Annotated in this window: 17 protein-coding genes; 7 read left to right on the forward strand and 10 right to left on the reverse strand. The window is 42.4% G+C overall.

The window, feature by feature from the left end:
* Nucleotides 1-30: 30 nt before the first annotated feature.
* The 7 genes from DBR43_RS32350 to DBR43_RS32380 all read right to left on the reverse strand — a co-directional run bounded on the left by DBR43_RS32350 (nucleotide 31) and on the right by DBR43_RS32380 (nucleotide 11,136).
* Nucleotides 31-1,020: a fasciclin domain-containing protein gene (locus DBR43_RS32350; RefSeq protein WP_124587497.1), complete on the reverse strand. Its 990-nt coding sequence runs from the start codon at nucleotides 1,018-1,020 to the stop codon at nucleotides 31-33.
* Between the two features lie 20 nt (nucleotides 1,021-1,040).
* Nucleotides 1,041-2,273, reverse strand: coding sequence for a fasciclin domain-containing protein (locus DBR43_RS32355; RefSeq protein ID WP_124587498.1), 1,233 nt, complete (start codon nucleotides 2,271-2,273; stop codon nucleotides 1,041-1,043).
* 21 nt (nucleotides 2,274-2,294) lie between these two features.
* Entirely contained in the window at nucleotides 2,295-3,338 is a 1,044-nt protein-coding gene (locus tag DBR43_RS32360; protein WP_124587499.1) for a fasciclin domain-containing protein, read from the reverse strand.
* An 8-nt stretch (nucleotides 3,339-3,346) separates the two neighbouring features.
* The gene (locus DBR43_RS32365; protein ID WP_124587500.1) at nucleotides 3,347-4,546 is read right to left on the reverse strand and encodes a hypothetical protein; all 1,200 of its coding nucleotides are present in this window, start codon (nucleotides 4,544-4,546) and stop codon (nucleotides 3,347-3,349) included.
* A 68-nt stretch (nucleotides 4,547-4,614) separates the two neighbouring features.
* Nucleotides 4,615-6,420 (reverse strand): DUF4397 domain-containing protein, encoded by a 1,806-nt coding sequence (locus DBR43_RS32370; protein WP_124587501.1) that lies wholly within the window; start codon nucleotides 6,418-6,420, stop codon nucleotides 4,615-4,617.
* 2 nt (nucleotides 6,421-6,422) lie between these two features.
* Nucleotides 6,423-9,860, reverse strand: coding sequence for a TonB-dependent receptor (locus tag DBR43_RS32375; RefSeq protein WP_233603308.1), 3,438 nt, complete (start codon nucleotides 9,858-9,860; stop codon nucleotides 6,423-6,425).
* A gap of 247 nt (nucleotides 9,861-10,107) precedes the next feature.
* Nucleotides 10,108-11,136: a FecR family protein gene (locus DBR43_RS32380; protein WP_124587503.1), complete on the reverse strand. Its 1,029-nt coding sequence runs from the start codon at nucleotides 11,134-11,136 to the stop codon at nucleotides 10,108-10,110.
* Between the two features lie 486 nt (nucleotides 11,137-11,622).
* Here DBR43_RS32380 and DBR43_RS32385 point away from each other — a divergent pair, with 486 nt between their 5' ends.
* Both DBR43_RS32385 and DBR43_RS32390 read left to right on the forward strand, forming a co-directional pair.
* A complete protein-coding gene (locus DBR43_RS32385; protein WP_124587504.1) occupies nucleotides 11,623-11,964 on the forward strand; it encodes a hypothetical protein in 342 nt (113 codons plus the stop codon).
* A gap of 83 nt (nucleotides 11,965-12,047) precedes the next feature.
* On the forward strand, nucleotides 12,048-13,325 hold the full coding sequence (locus DBR43_RS32390; protein ID WP_124587505.1) for a dTDP-4-dehydrorhamnose 3,5-epimerase family protein: 1,278 nt from the start codon (nucleotides 12,048-12,050) through the stop codon (nucleotides 13,323-13,325).
* A 72-nt stretch (nucleotides 13,326-13,397) separates the two neighbouring features.
* Here the strand turns inward: DBR43_RS32390 and DBR43_RS32395 are convergent, their stop codons facing one another.
* The 3 genes from DBR43_RS32395 to DBR43_RS32405 form a co-directional block, all read right to left on the reverse strand.
* Nucleotides 13,398-13,790 (reverse strand): hypothetical protein, encoded by a 393-nt coding sequence (locus DBR43_RS32395; protein WP_124587506.1) that lies wholly within the window; start codon nucleotides 13,788-13,790, stop codon nucleotides 13,398-13,400.
* A gap of 33 nt (nucleotides 13,791-13,823) precedes the next feature.
* The gene (locus tag DBR43_RS32400) at nucleotides 13,824-14,387 is read right to left on the reverse strand and encodes a metallophosphoesterase (protein ID WP_124587507.1); all 564 of its coding nucleotides are present in this window, start codon (nucleotides 14,385-14,387) and stop codon (nucleotides 13,824-13,826) included.
* Between the two features lie 124 nt (nucleotides 14,388-14,511).
* Entirely contained in the window at nucleotides 14,512-15,099 is a 588-nt protein-coding gene (locus tag DBR43_RS32405) for a DUF6266 family protein (RefSeq protein WP_255420984.1), read from the reverse strand.
* A gap of 358 nt (nucleotides 15,100-15,457) precedes the next feature.
* Here DBR43_RS32405 and DBR43_RS32410 point away from each other — a divergent pair, with 358 nt between their 5' ends.
* From DBR43_RS32410 to DBR43_RS32430, 5 genes are all read left to right on the forward strand, one after another.
* Nucleotides 15,458-16,090 carry a DUF4304 domain-containing protein gene (locus DBR43_RS32410; protein WP_124587509.1) on the forward strand — a complete coding sequence of 211 codons (633 nt, stop codon included), beginning with the start codon at nucleotides 15,458-15,460 and terminating at the stop codon, nucleotides 16,088-16,090.
* 68 nt (nucleotides 16,091-16,158) lie between these two features.
* Nucleotides 16,159-17,001: a helix-turn-helix domain-containing protein gene (locus DBR43_RS32415; protein ID WP_124587510.1), complete on the forward strand. Its 843-nt coding sequence runs from the start codon at nucleotides 16,159-16,161 to the stop codon at nucleotides 16,999-17,001.
* A 139-nt stretch (nucleotides 17,002-17,140) separates the two neighbouring features.
* On the forward strand, nucleotides 17,141-17,746 hold the full coding sequence (locus DBR43_RS32420) for an ankyrin repeat domain-containing protein (protein WP_233603310.1): 606 nt from the start codon (nucleotides 17,141-17,143) through the stop codon (nucleotides 17,744-17,746).
* A 49-nt stretch (nucleotides 17,747-17,795) separates the two neighbouring features.
* A complete protein-coding gene (locus tag DBR43_RS32425) occupies nucleotides 17,796-19,301 on the forward strand; it encodes an amidohydrolase family protein (RefSeq protein WP_233603312.1) in 1,506 nt (501 codons plus the stop codon).
* A gap of 57 nt (nucleotides 19,302-19,358) precedes the next feature.
* Entirely contained in the window at nucleotides 19,359-20,006 is a 648-nt protein-coding gene (locus tag DBR43_RS32430; RefSeq protein ID WP_124587512.1) for a response regulator, read from the forward strand.
* The last annotated feature ends 41 nt before the right edge of the window (nucleotides 20,007-20,047 follow it).

Below are 20,047 nucleotides of genomic sequence, written 5' to 3' on the forward strand. Positions count from 1 at the left end.
ATAATGAGGAATAAGTTCGCTTCTGAATCATTATCTGATAATTTTAAATACGCCGTTAATAATGTGCAATACACCATTTCCACTGAGCAGGTCTGCCCGGTCAACCAGTACCGGAACCGTATTTCCCGGCCCCTGCAAGCTGATCTTGCTGAACACACCCGGAGGATCCTGAGCAGCGCTGATGAGGTTGACATTCACCGAGTAACCGTTCAGCATGGTTTGCTTACTGGAATTGGACTTTCCTGCAGTTAGGATATAATCGTACACGAATTTCCGGTCGGTCACGATGTGGTAACTGATCAAATCTTCCAGCACTTTATTGTCCGCATTATTGACGTCCTGAATGCTCCGAAAACCGATAGCGGCCATCGCCGCATTGGAAGGCGCGAAAACAGTATATGACCCGTTTTTCTGAAGAAGGCTGGTCAACCCTGTTTTACGAAGCGCATGAGAAAATAAAGTGATGGAATTTTCTGAGGCGATCGCATCGTTGAGTTCGTCGAACTGATAAGGCTCCAGCACCTTATCGATCACCTGGATCAATCCATTTGATCCGGGAATATTATTTAAGATCAGCTTCGCACCATTGATGGTGATGACCGTATCTGTACCTTTAATCCAATGCGTGACAAACAATTTCCCGCCCAGGGATTCGATTTGCTGATTGAACAGGTATGGAAGCTTGTCCAGTTCAAACTTTCCTTCCAGAATATGGTAGGTGGCAATTTTGCTCATCCTGCTGAGGCTTTCGGTCTTTACTGCAGTAGTGGTGGAATAACCAAAATACTGAAAGGCCAGATTTGATGGCGCTAAAACCGTGAAGGGACCAGGTTGCAATAATTTCTTATCATTACTGCTCCTGCTCAGTGCAGCACTGAACAGCGACAGATTGAAATTGTCTGATATTTTATAACCAAGCGTATTGTAATCTACCGGGGTAATAAAATCAGCCTCTTTTATGCAAGACTGTAAACAGATTCCTGTCAGTAAAATCGCAAATAGTTCTTTTCTTTTAATCATGAGATCTTGAATAAAATAGGTTAAAATTTAAACCCCTTAGGAATCAACAGGCGGTCTACTACATGAATGGTTCCGTTGAAAGTCTGGATATCAGAAGCGATCACAGTGGCAGGTTCTGCATCTGAGCCTTTAACCCTGACCTTAAGGCTGGTCCCGTTCCTGATAAAATCCAGGTTATTTAAATGAACCACACGGGAACGTTCACTGTTATACAAGGTGACATAGGAACCAAGGATTTCATTTTTAAGGTCATTTGAAAAGAAGCAAATCGGATTCGGTTCCGGGGAAATGTACCTGCTGTTATAGGATAAGTCTGTATTTTTTACATAAATCCCGCTGTATTGCCAGAAATGATTGTTCAATACCGAGTCGACAGGCAGGTAATTCGATACGGTAAAATAATCCTCCAGGATGTAGGGAACACTCCGGCTGTTTAGCTTTTCAACATCAGCCAGCGAATGGATCCCTGCTTTATGGAAAGCCTCATCCGTAGGTGCAAAAACAGAAGAGAAGCTGACATAAGGTTCTCTATTGAAAAACCGATCCAGCTGATTGCCCGGAAAGCTGGAAATTTCTTTATAAAACTCGTCATCATGCGCCAGGATACTCAGGTATAAACCGAACCTTCCATCTTCTTCGAGCGTTTGTCGCATGTCCTTAACCGGTCTGCTCAGCACTTTATTGATCGGAATCAAAGTACCATTAGTGCCGATCATAATGTCAGCGGCTTTGCCGGACACTTTACCATTGATCAGTACGTTATTATTTTCTATATTAAAGTAGTGGCGATAGAGGTAATAACGCATTTCCCCATTCATCATCCCATACCGTTCGATGTACTTTTTATTCTCCAGCAAGCTCAGAAAGAGGTAATTTGCCGATTGTGGATCCAGTGTTTCCGGTAAGATCTGATTTTTAGCGGTATGGAACAGCAATAAGCTGTCTAAAACAGCAGCCGGCGTCCTGTTAATCGTGGCGATATTGTATCCTAAAGCCTCAAATGCTTTATTGTCCGGAACAAAAACAGTAACAGCGATCTTCGGATTTAAGGCTTTCAGGATTTTATCCATATTGCTTTTTCTCCATGCTGTATAAAAACAGGTATAGGCAGAACTTTCCAGGTTCTCCTGAATTGTCATTTTAGTTTCATGATAAGGGATATTCTCTCCCTCTGGTGCCGGCATAAATTCCTTTTTTGAACAGGAAGATAACAACAGCACCATCATTGAAATGATCAGTAAATGTAGTTTCATATTCAATATTTTAAATCGTGTTTAGGGTCTGATGAATGCTTCTTCGGGATAAATGACCAGCTCTCCGGCTTCATGTATGATCCCATTCTTAAATAATAAATCAATCCTGTCGGCGGGACCTGTCGTGGTTTCCCTGACAATCGGATCATTTCCATATTCCGTTTTAATGACAAACAGGTTATAGCCCGCCATGCCATGACTGTATTCTTCATCCCCGGGAATCGGAACACGAACCGCAGCACCGGAAGGGTCATAACCTCCTGAACCTCCGCTTTTCGTTAAAATGAGCAGATCGGAACGGAAGAACTGAAGCTTGAAAATGTAAGTGCCAAAAAGCCGCGTTTTAAAAGAAGCCGGATTTAATTTTTCAATATCATCCTTACTGATGCTCAGCTTTTCAAATGCAGAATTTGGCAAAGCCAGTACCGTCCACGGACCTTGTGTATCCAATTGATCCAGCAGGCCGAATTTCTTTAAGGCGGCAGTGAAAATGCGGTACCTTTCCTGACTCTCGAGATACTTTTTAACCGTAACAGGCTGGTATTTAATCACCTTATCTACCGTATTTAATGTCCCATTAGCGAGGTCAATGTCTTTTCTGATGATTTTGGAACCATTGATATAAAAATCATAATCGATATCGTTACCAAGGCTTAATAAGACCGGATGGCCTAACAGGGTGTTAAATGGATTGTCTACTGTTTTCTTAGCCACATCCATACTGCTCATTCTTTGCACAACAATATGATATTTCATCACATCCCGCAGGCTGTCCAGGTTCATTTTCTGAAAATCAGCGGGTGTCCTGATGCCCATATTGTTAAATGCCAGATCGCTTGGTGCAAAAACGGTGAATGGCCCGGGACCATTCAGCACTTCTGATAATCCGGTGATTTTCAGGGCAGCATTAAATAGTTTGAACTCATAATTGTTGTTGATAAATTCTCCTGCGGGCCTTAAGTTAAGATTGGGCGCAAAAAGGACTACCCTTTCATGTTTACAGGCCAGGTTCAATACCAGCAGCAGAAAAACCATAAATTTTAGGCTATATTGTTTCATCATCATTTCGTGTTTTAATATACAGGAGGTGCGTATTTCCGCTGTACCGTGGTTAAGAAAACCTTTCCATTTACAATTTCCAGGGTATTGACTGTTCCAAATGTCCTGGGGTTATAAGTTCCTGAATGAACATTGACCAGCAGATTGGGTAACATGGCTGCGCCTCCCCAGTCCGCAAATGGCCTTACCAGTCCATTTTCAAAGCAATTGACGATCGCAAAATTCCCTTCATTGTCATTATAAAGCTCATAGTGCAGGTAGTTCTCCAAAGAGTTTCCCGGAGGCAGGAAAAAGAAACGCTGCCAGATTTTAGTGGAGATGTTATTGCTTCCTGCATCCGCAAAGACCGGAAAACTAAAATAAGGATGCACCTTACCCGATTCGGTATCCCGGTGGATGGTGCCCATGAACGCTTTATTATGTCCGTTGATCGCCCGGTCAAACCATTGCCCTTGTCCCTGGTCATAATTTACCAGTGAATAGTAAACATTCATCACATCCTTAATCCCAAAATTCATCATCCCCATTCGCTCGAATTTATCTTTAAACCCTGCGTTTGCACTCCAGAACCCTTTGGAACTCATGTTATAGATATTGACGTATACCAGGGAATCTGATAACGGCATTTTATGAAATTGTTCCTGTCTCAGGATCATCCCGTTCTCGCGGGTATTAAAATCTTTCTGCAGCAGGTGCAGGGTAAAGACTTCTCCCTTTTCCAGGTTCAGCACCGTATCGATCAGCACTTTGCTCCTCAACTGTTTAGGCAATTGCAGAAAGGGCACTTCACTTTTGGGGCGGTAAACAAACATCACCCTTCTTTTTCCTGAGGGCACCTGTGCCCAGCTGCTCAGGTCATAGCCATTCAGTACCGGCCCAACGAGTACATTTTCTTTTCCCGGATACTCCGGGTTAAATACCGAAGTGCTGTTCCCGATATGGGAAGGATAAGGTGGCGCATAATAATCTCTTTTGTCCAGAAAATCCCCGAGAACTTCCGCGCCTGTGACTGTTCCTTCCCCATCAAACTTAGGTTCGATGAGCATGGTGAAAATCGGAAATTGTTCGTTTTTATTCTCTACCGTCAGGTTATAGGTAAAGTTATTGAACACCCTGAGGTAAGCCGGGGAGTCCATTTTGGTATATTCGATCTTACCACAGGCAGTCAGGCAGAACAATAAGATGATCAGGTAATTTATGCTTATTTTTTTCATTTAGTTGTGGTTTAGGTTCTTTGATATGGAGGCCCTGGTTAATGGCCCGGTGTGTGCATCATTTCTTGTCAGAGGTTATGTTTAACCACAATCATCTTTGCTTTGAATGCCTCCGGAACCTGAGCCCCGGTTCTTCCGATCAGGGCAACGCTGTAAATGCCCGGTTCATGAAAAGGCATTGTCTTGGAGCCCGAGGTGTAGAGTTCTTTACGGGCAATGAAGTTTTCATTGGTCAGGATTTTGATGTCGCTTGCCCATACTCCCGGCGTTACCTGAGGGGTAGACCGGTAAGCGAGGATTTCATATTCCCTGCTTGACCAGTCTCCCCAAGTATAAGGAAAGCGCTCAGGTGCCTGCCCCGGTCTGAGGTTATAGACTGCGGGATTGTCTTTTTTATCGCCTAAAACCTGTCCGTTTTTTGCTGTTACCGTCAGATAAGGAATATCCGGACAGAGGTTCAGGAAGCGTTTGCTGAATGGCATGGCAAAATACCGGTAATCATAGGAAGCATCTTCTTCACTGGTTCCGGCATGGATCACTCCGCTCAGGTCGTTATTGGTGACCACTATTCTGGCAGGCCCTTCCGCTGTCGGATACAGCCATAAAGTATAATTCATTCCCGGATCAAGCGTTCGTTCCATTTGTGCCAGCACTTTTCCCGTTTGATCCAGCGCTTCAATCTGTTGTTTACCTGTTGATTTTGTCTGATAGACGCTTGCTGTTGCATATTTTAAATTTTCAGCAAGTGTTTCGCCATTCAGGCGGAAACTGACCGTTTGTTCCGGCAAGGCATTTACCGCCTGTACCCGGGCAAAAGACTGGTTGACCTCCGGTTTTTTATCGACAATAATTTTAAAGGAATTCTGGTATTTAAAATCGGTATAGTTCAGTTCATTTTTGAAAAACTCACAGCCAAATGGGTTGACTACGATGGTATACACCCCTCCTGGCTGATAAGTTTGTATCGGTGCATAGACTATGTACGAAGGGTCGAAAATAGTGCGGGGCATGGATGAACTCGGCGGATCAATAATTCTATTGGGCGTATTGCCTGTCGCCCCTGCGATTTCTCTTCCTTTTTCATTTAACACTTTAAACTGATAGGTCCCATATGGAATTTCCACATAGTCGGAAACCTTTTTCAGCGGATCAACATTGCTCGTGGCATTGCTTACCGGGCGGCCATCCGCATAGGCCAATGAAATTTTCCCGTAATGTTCTTCAAATGGTCCGTTAAAATTAGAGCGGGGGCCCAGTTTGAAGGAAAGGTTAATGACCCTGATCTTAAAATAACCCTTTTTAGGTTCCGTTTCATCGCGTTCTGTCATCAGGTAATCCGCTTTTCCCCCCATTACTGCGCTGTTGACCACATAATAATCCATGGGTTTATTGTTTTCCATGCCGATGGAAAAGTTAGCCATCTCATAAGGATTCCCATCGGTGTCCAGGTTCTGCAAAGTTAGGTTCAGGATATGATCGGTACCAAACAAGGCAGCAGGAACCTGCCAGATCGCCCCGACTTTTGCATCTGTATTTTCGACACTCCACCAGCTGTTGCCCATACGTCCATCCTGAGGGAAATATTTGGTACCGGGAAATTTATAATGATTTTCCTTATAAGCAGGGTCACTGGGATGAATTGGAATCACAAAATTGGTCAGGCTGTCGCCATTCGCGATCACATGGTCATAGCCAAACAGATCAACAATCCTTGTTCCCGATAAATTTCCAGTGACGCGTTCTATAGCCGTATCCCTTTGAAAATTGATTTTTTCTTTCTTACAGGAGTAAGACAGCAATAAGCTGATGACAGCTGCATAAACCCATTTCCGGGAATACCGGCTGCTGACTTTGTGCTTTACTTCTTTAAACATGACTAAAATAAATTATAGGTAAAACCAAGCATGACTTCCATTCCTCTTTTAAAACTGCGGTTCAGGTATTCGTTGCCATACCATTTGCCTCCGGTACCCGGATTGGCATACACCGTCTGGATGTTGGGGTTTAAGATGTTTTTTGCATAGCCTTTAAAGAGGACTTTCTTCGCTAACCGCTGACTGAATACAAAATCCAGCATTGGTACCGGGCGTGTGTATAAATCCGGTTCTCCGGTCAGGTTGATCTGCACCAGTCTTTCTCCTACCATATTGAAAGAGGTGGTCAGGTCTGTACCCGTCTTTTTATTGGTATAGTTGAGCCAGGAATTGATAGAGTAAGGTGCCTGTTCAAACAAGGGGCTATTTTTTGGCGTATGCCGGTCTAAAGATTTACCGGCATTGTAACGTGCTGTTGATTTATTGATGAGGCTTCTTGCCAGCATCATGTTGGAGCCGACAAAGAAATTTTTCAATGGATACCAGATTCTTTCCAGGTCTTTGACGATCTCCATTTCTATTCCCCAGACTTTACCGGTATTCTCATCGTTCTGATACTGTATCGTAGGAAACTCAGGATAAGTAGCCGCCAGTCCGTCTGTTTTTAAATTGAATACCCTGACCAGTTGGTTATCAATTTGTTTTCCAAATACCGAGAAAGCCAGTACTTCACCTGAATTCGGGAACCATTCCCACCTGAAATCCAGATTTTGTGTGTGCTGGTTCACCAGCTTTGGATTTCCGATCACAAGTCCCATCTGAAAGGCATCAAATTCAAAAACATTGGTGATTTCTCTCAGCTCCGGCCTCGCTAAAGTCGTGTTGAAGGCCGCCCTGAAATTCATATTTTTATGAAGGGAATAATTCAGGTTCAAGGAGTAATAAGGTTTATAATTGACATTGTGAACAGAGTTGGGCTCCACCAGGATCAATGGAATCTTTGATCCGTCTGCTGTAGGTGCAGACAATGCAGGGTCCAGAAAGACATTCGAGGTATCGACCACAGACCCTATGCTGGTCATCTCAAAGCGGACCCCGCCTGCCAGCCGGATCTTTTCAGAAAGACGGACATCCAGCATGGTGTATACCGCATTTGTTTCATAGTATCCTTTATAGTTGTTCGGCGATTTCTGGCTGTTGTATAAAAAGCCACCTATGGGCATCATTCCCTCCCCTTGTCCGGACAAAGGCGCATGAACTCCGATCACCTCATTGCTCACCAAACGGTTCAGGTCTCCTTCCACATCATACAGTGGCAATGCCCCGTTTCTGTTGAAATTTGAACCCGGCAGCAACAAATGGTTCTCTGTAAAACTTCTTTCCCGGAAGAGGTAATTGACCCCTGTTTTAAATTCCTGTTTTTGTCCGAAGAGGTTAAAGGGAATGCTTAAGTCGGCTTTATAATTGTAATTCTTTTCCTCCAGTTTACGCCACCTCCGTCCGTTAGGTTCTGCCTGGATAATTCCATAGGCACCAAATCCATTGACGTATCCGGAACTCAGTGCATATAAATGTTTGGAATAAGTTCTGATACCTCCCACACCTGATTCTGCAATCTGGGGCCTCATGTACCAGCCACCACCTGTTGGGGTATAATTGGCAAGGGTTACAAAACGATAATCCGGCTCATTCTGACTGGAATTTGAAGAAGCGATATTATAGCTGAGCTGTGGCGAATTTAGGCCCTTAGTAATTTTATGCTCTCCCTGAATGTTGAAGATATTTAAGGTCCGGTAAGATTGTTTAATCGAATAGATGTCGCTGGACACCGCTCCCGGCAGTCCTGAATATTGATATCCACCAGCTAAATTTGTCGCCGTATTTTCACCACCCCAGCTTCCCATATACTGGGCACTGATTTCATGGCGCTCATTGAAGCGGTAAGCCAGGCCGCCAAGCACCCCATAGTTTAAAATTTCAGCACCGGTATTTTCTTTATAGGTCTGATATTTACCCATATACAAACCATTTGGTGTCACATAATTGGGAATGTTCCGAAAGCTATATACATCCTTATTTCCGGTAATTACCCCCTGATAAATACTGTACTGTGTCAAATCCCCCTGATAGGTATCCGTAATGCGGCGGTAATAATTCCCTCCGAGGATCAATCCGATTTTATGTTTTTTAAAGACCTTAAAATTATTTCCATAGGTCATGGAATACAATTGATTTAAGGGTGCTTTTTGATAACCCGTTTTCAGGGCAGGATCGAAGCTCTGCATAATGGAATTGATGCGGTTGACTTCCTTTTGGGTTTCCAGGCTATAATTGGTATTGGCAATCAGCTTCTGGACCGAGCCCAATCCATCGGGATACTTTTCAGAAAGCGCCAGGAAATCAGGTCTCAGGTTTTTATCGTTGATTCTGGTTCCCAAAATCCCCATATCACTGTTGTAGAAGCTATTGTAGTTTCCTCTGAAACCTACATTGGAATTGAATCCCGATTGTGCAACCACTTCAAATGTCTGAGACTCGGGAATAGATTTGGTCTTTAATTCAATAATTCCCGATGCTGCATCAGCCGGCTTATCCGGAGTTACAGTTTTATATACGGTAATGTTATCCAGCAGGGACGCCGGAACAAGGTCTAAGGGAATAGAAGTACGGTCCGGATCCGAAGATGCCAATCGCACGCCATTTAGCTGTGCGATGACACTTCGTTCACCTAATCCCCTGATGGCCACAAACTTTTCATCGGTCACCGTTACCCCTGTTACCCGTTGCAAGGCCTGCGTGGTTGTGATACTTGCTGTTCTTTCTATTTGCTGTGCAGAAATTGCGTCCTGTACAATTCCGGATAACCTTCTTTCATCAAGTACCGCAGCTTCTGTATTCGCCTTTCTCCTGGCATGTACCGTTACTTCTTTTAAGGCGGTACTCAAAATTTTCAAACCCACATTTTGTACAGACCTCGCATCATCTACACGTACTTCTGCCGACTGGTAGCCTATGGATTGAAATTGCAGGGTCACCCCATAACCCGGAATCTTCAAAGAAAAATTGCCCTGATTGTCGGTGAATGTCGAAGCCTGCGCCCCCTTTATCCTTACGGAAACCCCTATTAATGATTCTTTCGTCTTTTCGTCGATCACCCTCCCTGTAATCAGAAATTGCGCAGATCTGGTCACTACAGATACAAAGCCGTTCAGCTCCACATAGGTAAGCGGCGTCCCCGATAATACCTGTTCCAAAGCATGTCTGACGGTAATTTTTGGAGAAGAGATCGTTAACTTCTTTTCATAACCTTTGATGAGGTCGTCCCGCATCAAAAAACGAATCCCGCTTTCTTTTTCAATGGCAAGTATGCTTTCTTTCATACCCGCATTTTTAATAGATAGCCTGATCGCCTGATCTAAACCCTGACTATGCCCTTCCCGGGCAAACAAGAGACTCACAAATATTAATGTCGTTACCGTTAAAACAAATGAAAATCTCATTAGAAACTTGATTCTATCATTTTTAATTAAAAAAAATCTTACGGATGGATAAGGAATAAATCCTTTTTGCATACTTTTATAGAATTAGAAGGTTACTCTCGGATTTCCGAAAGAATCGTGTTAATTAAAATAACCAATGTGACGTCCAAATCTTTTGGTTATTGACCCATTTGAAATCGTTCTCCTTTGATGGAGGGCGATTTTTATGTTTTAGTGTAGCATTTTTACATAGTTTTCCGGTTTTAGGTTAATAGATGGTGATGACCTTGTCTTTTACTTTATAGTTGAACCCAAACGAAGCGCTTAAACCATCCAGGAATTGATACACAGGCATATTGCCGTCCAATGTTACCGTAATGGGAATTTGCTTTAAGGTTTCTGAGCTGATATTTATCGATACATTGTACCACCTGCTGATTTGGTTGGTAAGTTCTAAAAGTGGCGTCCCATTAAAAACCAGCTGGCCTTGTTTCCAGTTTTTTACATTTTCAATATTGAAACTGGATTTTTGTGCTCCCGAATGCTGGTTATAGGATACCTGTTCGCCGGGATTCAGGATCGCCAGTTCCTGGGGCTCTTCATCGGTAAGCCGGTCGACCCGGACTTTACCACTCGTTACAGAAACCAGAATCGGGCTTCCCTGAAATGAACTGACCTTAAAGGTGGTTCCCAATACCTGAGTCCTTAAGTTTTCGGTATAAATCATGAATGGCTTTTCACTATCCTTTGTGACTTCAAAATAGGCTTCGCCTTTTAATATCACTTCTCTTTTATTTCCGGAGAAATCTTTAGAATAAGACAGTGCACTGCCAGGGCCAAGATACACCTTGGTTCCATCGGCCAGACTGAAAGTCGAACGGCGGCCCAGAGGATTTTTTTGAACCAGGGCCAGGGACTCCGGCTGAGCTGATTTATTTTTCCTGTTGGAAATGCTATAAATTCCAACACCCAAAATTAAAGTAGTCAGGACCGCAGCATAACGCAACATCACATTTAGCTTTATTCTTTTGCCTCCGGGATTGATGGTATCGCTTGTTGCAGGAACAGCTTCAACTACGGTACTGAACTTTGCACTCCATTCCTTTTTCCATTCCGAGAGTTTATCCGGATCGATCTCTCCTTCGCTTGCAAAGTCCAGATGTTCATTCAGCAGCTCATCCAATAAATGTTGTCCCGCAGCAGTCTCCAGGAATTGGTTGATCCTTAAAGAAGCTTCAGCGGAACATTGTCCATTTAAAAATTGTAATAACTCGGTTTTATTGATACGTTGCTCCATTTTTCCTTAAATGTCCGGTGGTATACTAAGCTAAACACCGATTTGAAGCGGCAGTACTATCGTTGATGAAAATATATTTTTATCCGTCCGGAATTTATCGCATCCGCCCAGCATTTTCAACGCCTTTATCCGGAGATAAAATGAACGAAAAGAACGATATTTTTTCTTTGTGAACCGAGTGATCGAATTTACATTTAACACCATCAAATGCCAGCCGAGCCCTATTTAAAGATGATACCTGCCCTTACTTTGAACAAAGACTGATCATTTTCAGCACTGAGAAAACTGCTGGTTTGATGAAGCATTTAAAACGCTATAAAAAATAGAATACAAGAATCTGAATAATACAGTAACTAAACTTAAATGTGATTCAGGGTAACGTAAGGACTTACCATCCAGGGTCGGAAATGCGGAATAACGACATCCATATTAAACACAAAATCCGCAACAATAAATTATTCATATAAAAACCTAATCATCAAAAAAATGGAACTAAAAAGTGAAAATGCAAAGTCATTCTTTGCCAGTCTGTATGCCGCAAAACATGTAGACACCGACGGACATTTCGATTCAATGGTTACTTCTCTTGTTGCTAAACATGGCGATAAAGTGATCACCGGGGACCAGGCCTTACAGGGCTTAATGTTTAACTACGTCCTTTCAGATCCTAAAAACGTAGCAGAAGGCAAAAAAATCTCTGCTGCTTTGGCTGGAATCAAACAACGTTCGGTGGATGCCTTCCTTAAATCTTTTCCAAAATCAGACCTCAACACTTTGATTGATGCGGCAAAAAATGCCGGTTATTCGGTCGATATCTTAAAAAAATAGACACCAATATGCAGGGAGCGGTTTTTTAACCGTCCCCTGCTGCTTAAAACTCATTTCAAATGAAATCATAAAAACCTACGCTCATGAAAGACAGCTTAGCAACTATCCATGAATTAAGAATTGAAAATAACTGGAGAATTGATAACGGAGAGGATTCATTCGTTGTTCCCTTTCCTTCAACCTATCCCTTTACTTTAGTTTTTCATGGTCATTCTAAATTTGAATACGGGCATTATGGCATTCACCTTGGCCAGGAAGACAGGCTGACTTTTCTGGGTGATCCTGAACAGGAAATCAAGGCTTATTTTATAGACTGCAGACTAAATTCTCCGACCAAAGGGAAAAGGCTGATTTATACCTTACATCCTTCCAGTGAGTTTTGTCTCTGCATTCCGCCAGGTGTGGCGCATGCATTTGACGGTCTGGAAAACATCTATACCTTAAACACCTACAAGTTGTATCTCCCGGATCCGGATAAATGGTTAAGTGGAGAAACCAACTGGAATTTAGAAAATGATGTCATCAATTTACCGATGGATGTATCAGATGATCAGCTTAATTTCTTTGAACCCAACAGCTGTGAGGCATCAGCGGTATTCTACGAACTGATCAGGACTCACCAAAAGGAAAATTTACCTAAAATAGACTCTGAATATCCTTTTACCGAGGACCTTGAATTTAATGATGGTTCTTCTGCCCGCCTGATGTTCAGAAAGACAGAGCTTAGAAAAAATGTCTTTCCTGAATGGGAATCGATAGAGGGCATTCGTGATCTGGGATGGCAGCGGCATCTGATTTACTGGAGTGGCGATGAATCTGGTTTTATCCCTTTTCTGGACAGCTCGGCCTTTTATGTCGTAGACCATGGTGTTGCTTCTTATACCCATGACGCTTTTGGGATTCACCTTTCACAACAGGACAGGCTGACCTTTGTTGGCGATCCTGACCAAACGGTTACCCTATATCTGGTCGACTGCCGGGAAAATTCCCCAACAAAGCATAAGGAAGTCAAAATTGAATTTAAACCCTCTCCATTAAGATTTTTGGTGATTCCTACAGGAGTTGCCCATAGATTTGAAAATTTGCATAAGGTATATACCATCAACCGCCCGAACATTTATTCGGATAACATTGAAGAATATGAACCTGGAAACGATGTCATTGACTGGGACATTGACAATAAAAACTATCCCGTTTATCAGGTTTCCGAACAAGCGGCAAATGAAGATTTTTATAGATTACAGGCGCAGTCACAACAATCGTTGATGTCTCAACCGCCAACACATTCTACGCCAATCGTAATTTCAACCATAGACGAAGATGGCAATGATGTCAAAGTTGCCTTCAGAAAAAGCGAATGATAAGGGATCAGCTGGTTTGTTTTCAACCGATCAAAACTGAATTCAGATCAGCTGATGCTCCTGCCGGTTATGTCATTGCGATATCAGGGCAAAGGGGCCTGCATATACGACTTCAAAGCCCTGATGCGCTGATTTCAATTTAATACACAGACCTTTTTCAAAGTTTTCAGTGATCAGATTTGCTGCAATACCATATAAGTCCAGCCCGGGTGGCTTTACGATTAGCGTCAACTGATAACTCAGGACCTCGTCGTTTTTTTCCGGCACAGGATAGAATTCCAGTTTGCTGTTCTTAATATATGCTCCGGCCTGATCGAGTGCATCATTGATCAGATACATCAGGTTATCGTCCCAGGTCACATCCAAATCAGAGGGACCATTATAAGCACAAAGGACAGAGACAGGGAATTCTACCCTGATCTCAATTGCCTGCTCATATAAAACGTTGACTTGTGTCTTTTCCATATCATCCTTACGATTCAACCCACCTGAAATATTTCAGACCTCTTCGTCTTCAACAGGACGAACCCAGCTTTTCGTTTTCATGATTGCCTTCACTTCCTCGTAAGACAAGGGATAAAAGTCCTGCGCATCCACTCCGACATCAAAAGAAAGCCGATGAGCCAGGTCAGGGAGATTTCCATGAGAATGTCCATATAGATGCCATGTCCCCCTTGAATCTCCTCTCCATACCCTCATGGCATAATGAAAAAGAACAATGCGCTGAACACCGTTTCCACGTTCCTCATCTTTAATTTTAACTTCGTGGTATTCTTTTATCCATTTGAATCTTTTCCGATAACCTAAAGCCGAACCTTCATGGTTTCCAACAATAAGGTAAATAATACCGTTCAGCCTGTTGACGATCTGTTGAAAATCTTCCGGACTGGTAATTCCAAAGTCTCCCAGATGATAGACCTCATCAGTTGGTCCAATCTTTTCATTCCACTTCGCAATCATGACCTCATTCATCTCCTCCACATTTAGAAATGGCCGATTGCTAAACTTAATAATATTGGCATGACCGAAATGATGGTCAGAAGTAAAAAATATTTTGCTCATTAACTTGTAATCTTAGGGTATCCAGACATTTTTCCGGTTTATAAAAAAACAGGGGCATACAGATCCGGTCTGATCCTAAGCTAAGATAGCTTTCTTTAGTAAAAAATGCTGTTTTCATTGACAATTAACCAGGTTTCACGGGAAGATGCTCCAGTTTGTTCTTCAGCACCTCATATTCTTTTTCCAGATTCCGAAAAGCTTTGGTATTGACGGGGTTTCCGGAATTATCTGCCATTTGTTTTAAATAATCGGCTTTTATGGCATCAAACTGCTGTTTTACCAGGGCATATTTTTCCTTCTGCTCCTGTTCTTTCTTACTTTCCACTTCTCCGTTCAGGTTCCCGATGTAAACACTGTCTGAAATCGCCTTGCCATTTGCAGATTTAAAACAGATATAAGCTTCAATCGGTTCGTCGAGCAGCTGCTCATTTAAACCAACAAAGTAGGCCCCTGCATCTCTCCTGCAGGCATTAATCACTGGCGTTGCCTGTTTTCTCAGGGGATGATAAAGCAGGATCATCACGGTGTCGTTGTATTTACCATTAGGGTCCCAGCTTACCAATACGCCTTTTTCCTGCTTTTCGATTTTCAGGTCATCTGCAGCGGGTAAATTGCCATTGCTGAGTATGACCTTACTGTAGTCCACAGAAATATTGGGATATTCCCGTTTTAAAGCATGTTTTTTTAATATAAGAAGTAGCGAGGTTAGCAAAATTGATTAATAATATTAATATAAGTAACACCAAGATAAGCAATAAGTTCTATTAAAGTCAACCTCCAGCTTATAATATCGTTCCAATTGCTTTTATTCTACCGCTAATTTTCATCCGACGATAATACAGGTTGATTGGGCTCGAGGCCCTCTTTGGCCCTAGCAACCTATGATTAATAAAGCGCTAAAATAAAAGGAACCGGAAGCATGACACAAGCTATTTCAAGACGATGATCCCATGCAGGCAGGACCAAATGTCTTTTTTACAACACGATAACAGGTTGTAACAAAACATTTAAAGTTTTTCCTATCTTCAAATTCTCAACAATAACAAATAGGGACGGATATATTTATTATAATGAAACCAAGGGAATTAATCATCAATAGCATTGAACAGACCTTAGTTGAACCTCTAAGTAAACTGGGATTTACATTTTCGAAAAGTACACTGACGTTTAAACGAAAACTTAAGGAATTCGTTCAGACCATTAGCTTTCAACTGAACAGGCACAATGAAGAAAATACATGTGCCGAATTCTGGACCTCCTACAGCGTATCCTCAAAGGAATATTCCCGCTGGTACAAAGCAGAATTCGGTACAGAGGACACCAATGATCATTTGAGCAGCGAAATGGACTGGAACATCAAAGGCATGGCATTTCCTGTCATTGACAATATACAGGAGTTACATTTTCAAATCATAGCGGAATCACATCGTGAAAAAGTACTGGGTATTTTAAAAGAAAACGTGATTAACGTAGGCATTCCCTATCTGGACCGCCTTTCTAACTGGGAGAATGCGGCGCACGATTTGGTGGATAAAGATTGGTTTCATGATAAAGCCGCTGATTTTTTCCTGATTGCAAGCAACAAAGAGAAAGCACGGTGGGCATTGCAGCAAGGGCTTGATTACTGGGACCGGCACCCAAAAGCTTCCTTTCCTGAAAGCAAAGACGAACTTCATAAAAGAATTGTCAAATACTTTTCATAGGATTGTCGTAGCTAGCACAATTATTTCTTATCTTTAAGTTAGATAAAACAATTTACTATCACTTAGAAATGCTTTTACCTACTGTCGGTATTGAACAAATTTTCAATCTTCCTTATACCAAGGAGGACTTTAAAGTAGTTCATCATCAGCCAATTAACATGCCGTCTATTCCTCATGCCCATAAGCATGATTTTTATATGATCTTACTCATTGAAAAGGGAAGCGGCACGCATACGATAGATTTTAAAGCGCATGAAGTAGAGGATAAAATGGTGTTTTTTCTTGCCCCCGGGCAGGCGCATCAATGGGAACTTTCAAAAGATACCTCAGGTTATCAACTGATGTTTTCCCTAAAATTCCTGTTGCCGGGAAGCCAGCGCTTCCCTTATTTTAACCTATCCGCCTCTCCATTTCTTCCCCTCACAGACGAGCAGTACCTGGCCCTGATTCAGGAGCTCGAAAAAATGGAAAAAGAGGTACATCATGCTGAAGAACTCTACATCGACATCCTTCAATCCCGCTTGCAGGTCGTCTTGTTATTGATCAAAAGATGGTACAGTGATAATTTTTCGGTACAGGAATTCGCTCCGGATCACCGCATTATCAACAGCTTCCTGACACTTTTGGAAACGCATTATGCCACACATAGTGAGGTTTCCTTTTATGCCAATGAGATGAGTGTCACGGCAAATTACCTGAATCAGGTCTGCAGAAAAAAATCCGGAATTACTGCCGGTGATTACATCAGGGAGCGGATTTTACTGGAAGCAAAGCGAATGCTTACCTTCAGCACACTCGACATTAAAGAGATTGCCTATACCCTTGGCTTTAATGATACTTCCTATTTTTCCCGCTTTTTCAGGAAATATACCAACAGCAGCCCCCAGGAATTTCGCAAAATGAATAATTAGTACCCTTGATGTGCTAAACAGTCCTACTCTGGTGTTTTAGGGAAATTTACATTTGCATATGAATTACCGCATTACCTATTTAGTGGCTTTGCTGATCTCCAGCCTATGCACTTTAACCGCATGTTCACAAGAAAAAACTATGGAACCTACGAAAACCGGGGTCTTCGATATCATCGCAGCACAAAACCCCAACAAACTTAAAGAATGGATTTCCAGTCATAAAGACCTGGAAGTACGGAATGAAAAAGGAGAAACGCCACTTATGGCCGCGACCTATTTAAACCATATTCCCATGGCCAGCCTCCTGATCGATGCCGGGGCCAGCGTAAATGCGCAGGACAAAATGCTAAACAGCCCTTTCCTTTATGCCGGAGCTTCCGGATACCTGGATATTGTTAAACTTTGCTTAAAAGCAGGTGCAGATTATAAGATCTTTAACCGATACAATGGTACGGCATTGATTCCTGCCTGCGAAAAAGGACATGTGGCCGTAGTTGCAGAATTGTTAAAAGACAAATCCTTCCCCATTGACCACATTAACAGGTTGGGATGGACTGCCTTACTGGAAGCCGTGATCTTGAGTGATGGTAACAGCAAACAAGTCCAGATTGTACAAATGCTGGTAGATGCAGGAGCCGATGTCAATATTGCCGACAAGGATGGTCTGAGCTCATTGACGCATGCACGTCAGAAAAACTTCAAAGAAATCGTCAGCATTTTAGAAAAAGCTGGCGCAAAGAAATAATAAATACTGCTGAAATCCTCATCAGCATACTGCTAAAAAATAAATTCCAATGAAGCCCTCATCAGCATACCGCTTACAAAAAGCAAAGAACCTGCTTATGATCGCTTCATTACCATTAAAAAACAATGATGTACTCATGAAAAAAATAACATTTCTATTGCTTGGCATGCTCTTCGTTCAGGTGTCATTTGCCCAGAAGAAAGCAGCAGACCTTTTGATCAAGTCGGCCACAATTATTGATGTAAACACAGGAAAAATTATTCCTAAACAGATGATTGCGATTAAAAACGGGCTGATCATCGCTGTATTACCGGAAAGCCAGCTTACAAAATATACAGCAGCAAAAACCCTGGATGCCCGGGGTAAATATGTGATGCCCGGTCTTTGGGACATGCACATGCATTTTGGTGGTGGAACGGAAATCATTGAAGAAAATAAGAACCTGCTCCCTTTATATCTTGCTTACGGGATTACCACCATTCGCGATGCAGCGGCCGATATTAGTCCGAGTGTATTGCAATGGAGGGCGGAAATTGCTGCAAGAAAACTTCAGGGACCAACCATTTTCACTTCCGGACCTAAACTGGAAGGCTACAAATCGGTATGGAAAGGAGATATCGAGGTAGGCAATACCCGGGAGATCAAAGAGGCCCTGGATTCCCTGCAAAAGATGAAAGTCGATTTTGTGAAGATCACAGACAATACCCTGAGCCCGGAGCTTTTCTTAGAGAGCATCAGAATGGCCCGCCAGCGCGGGTATCAGGTATCTGCCCATATTCCAAATGCGCTGACGATGGAACAGATCGTAGCGGCTGGTCTAAGTTCGGTAGAACACCTTGGTTACGCGCTCAAAGCAGGCTCTAAAATAGAGAAAGAGATTTCTGCAGAGGTGGCCGCAGGAACTTTAAAAGGTAAGGCATTTAACCAAAAGGTGATGGATACTTTTGATGAAACCGCAGCAATGGCCACCTACAGAAATATGGCCCGCCATGGCATGTACATTACGCCGACCTTATCACTGAATTACATCCTGGCTTATTTCGAAAAAGACAACCACAAGCATGATGCTTACCTTCAGTACATCGGAAAAGGGCTTCAAAAAACTTATGAAGGAAGGGTAAAAAGAGTGGAGCAGGATGATGCTGAAGCCATTGAATTCAGGCATCAGTTGTTTGAGAAAACCGTTAAAACCTTGCCATTATTGCAAAAAGCAGGTGTTAAAATAATGGCAGGAACAGATGCGGGGTACCTTAATTCTTATGCTTATCCCGGAATCGGCCTGCATAAAGAACTGGAGTTATTGGTGAAATATGGATTAACGCCCCTTCAGGCCTTACAGGCATCAGTGGTCAACTCCCCCGCTTTTCTGAATCAGAAAGCTTACGGAAGCCTGGGTACCGGAAAAAAAGCGGATCTCCTGTTGTTGAATGAAAATCCAATAAAAAATATCAGTGCTACCCAAAAAATATATGCTGTAATTACAAAAGGAGAATTACTGGACAGGACAAGTCTGGACCAGATGCTGGAAAATGTTAAAAAGAAAAACAATTTATAACCATAAAATAAGCCCGATTAAGTAATTTAGAGGTCAATTAACGATCAACTCAACCCTATGAAAGTCTCCATTATTCTTGCAGACGATCATCCGGCAATTCTGGAAGGCATAGAAGCTTACCTCAGCAAAGATGATCAGTTTAACATTGTTGACCGTGTATGCAATGGGCTGGCTCTTTTACAATCCGAAGCCATCCACCGGGCTGATTTGATCTTACTTGATCTGAATATGCCTGGTGTGGATGGATTAAAAACACTTGATGAGCTGAAAAGCAGATCGCTGAAAGCAAAGATCATCATCATGACCAATTACAATTCTCCCGAACTGATTAAAGATTGCAGGTCAAAGGGAGCGAGTGGATATGTCATTAAATCAGGTAAACTGGAGCTGCTTTCCGGGATCATTTTGCAGGTATTGGCGGGTAAGCCCTATTTCCCAATCCTGGAAGAGGCTCAGATAGGGCAGGATTCTTTTTCCTATTTTGATGATTTCCTGAAAAAACATAAGCTCACGAAACGTGAGGTAGAAATCATCAGACTGGTTTGTCAGCATATGAGGACCAGGGAAATCGCGGAACGGTTATACCTTTCAGAATTCACCATTCATACCCACAGAAAAAACATCATGCGAAAATTGGAGATCGGGGATTCTACCGTTGCGCTTTATGATTTCGCGATCAGGAATAAACTAATTATGAGTTCTTAAAAAAAGCCTGCCGATGATGTTCCGGCAGGCTTTTTTCATTG

The sequence above is a fragment of the Pedobacter sp. KBW06 genome, from assembly GCF_003852525.1.
Lineage (GTDB): Bacteria > Bacteroidota > Bacteroidia > Sphingobacteriales > Sphingobacteriaceae > Pedobacter.

Bases quoted from the DNA above. Each gene is read 5' to 3' on its own strand.
- DBR43_RS32350 (WP_124587497.1), bottom strand. From the start codon at position 1,020: ATGATTAAAAGAAAAGAACTATTTGCGATTTTACTGACAGGAATCTGT.
- DBR43_RS32355 (WP_124587498.1), bottom strand. From the start codon at position 2,273: ATGAAACTACATTTACTGATCATTTCAATGATGGTGCTGTTGTTATCT.
- DBR43_RS32360 (WP_124587499.1), bottom strand. From the start codon at position 3,338: ATGATGATGAAACAATATAGCCTAAAATTTATGGTTTTTCTGCTGCTG.
- DBR43_RS32365 (WP_124587500.1), bottom strand. From the start codon at position 4,546: ATGAAAAAAATAAGCATAAATTACCTGATCATCTTATTGTTCTGCCTG.
- DBR43_RS32370 (WP_124587501.1), bottom strand. From the start codon at position 6,420: ATGTTTAAAGAAGTAAAGCACAAAGTCAGCAGCCGGTATTCCCGGAAA.
- DBR43_RS32375 (WP_233603308.1), bottom strand. From the start codon at position 9,860: ATGAGATTTTCATTTGTTTTAACGGTAACGACATTAATATTTGTGAGT.
- DBR43_RS32380 (WP_124587503.1), bottom strand. From the start codon at position 11,136: ATGGAGCAACGTATCAATAAAACCGAGTTATTACAATTTTTAAATGGA.
- DBR43_RS32385 (WP_124587504.1), top strand. From the start codon at position 11,623: ATGGAACTAAAAAGTGAAAATGCAAAGTCATTCTTTGCCAGTCTGTAT.
- DBR43_RS32390 (WP_124587505.1), top strand. From the start codon at position 12,048: ATGAAAGACAGCTTAGCAACTATCCATGAATTAAGAATTGAAAATAAC.
- DBR43_RS32395 (WP_124587506.1), bottom strand. From the start codon at position 13,790: ATGGAAAAGACACAAGTCAACGTTTTATATGAGCAGGCAATTGAGATC.
- DBR43_RS32400 (WP_124587507.1), bottom strand. From the start codon at position 14,387: ATGAGCAAAATATTTTTTACTTCTGACCATCATTTCGGTCATGCCAAT.
- DBR43_RS32410 (WP_124587509.1), top strand. From the start codon at position 15,458: ATGAAACCAAGGGAATTAATCATCAATAGCATTGAACAGACCTTAGTT.
- DBR43_RS32415 (WP_124587510.1), top strand. From the start codon at position 16,159: ATGCTTTTACCTACTGTCGGTATTGAACAAATTTTCAATCTTCCTTAT.
- DBR43_RS32420 (WP_233603310.1), top strand. From the start codon at position 17,141: ATGGAACCTACGAAAACCGGGGTCTTCGATATCATCGCAGCACAAAAC.
- DBR43_RS32425 (WP_233603312.1), top strand. From the start codon at position 17,796: ATGAAGCCCTCATCAGCATACCGCTTACAAAAAGCAAAGAACCTGCTT.
- DBR43_RS32430 (WP_124587512.1), top strand. From the start codon at position 19,359: ATGAAAGTCTCCATTATTCTTGCAGACGATCATCCGGCAATTCTGGAA.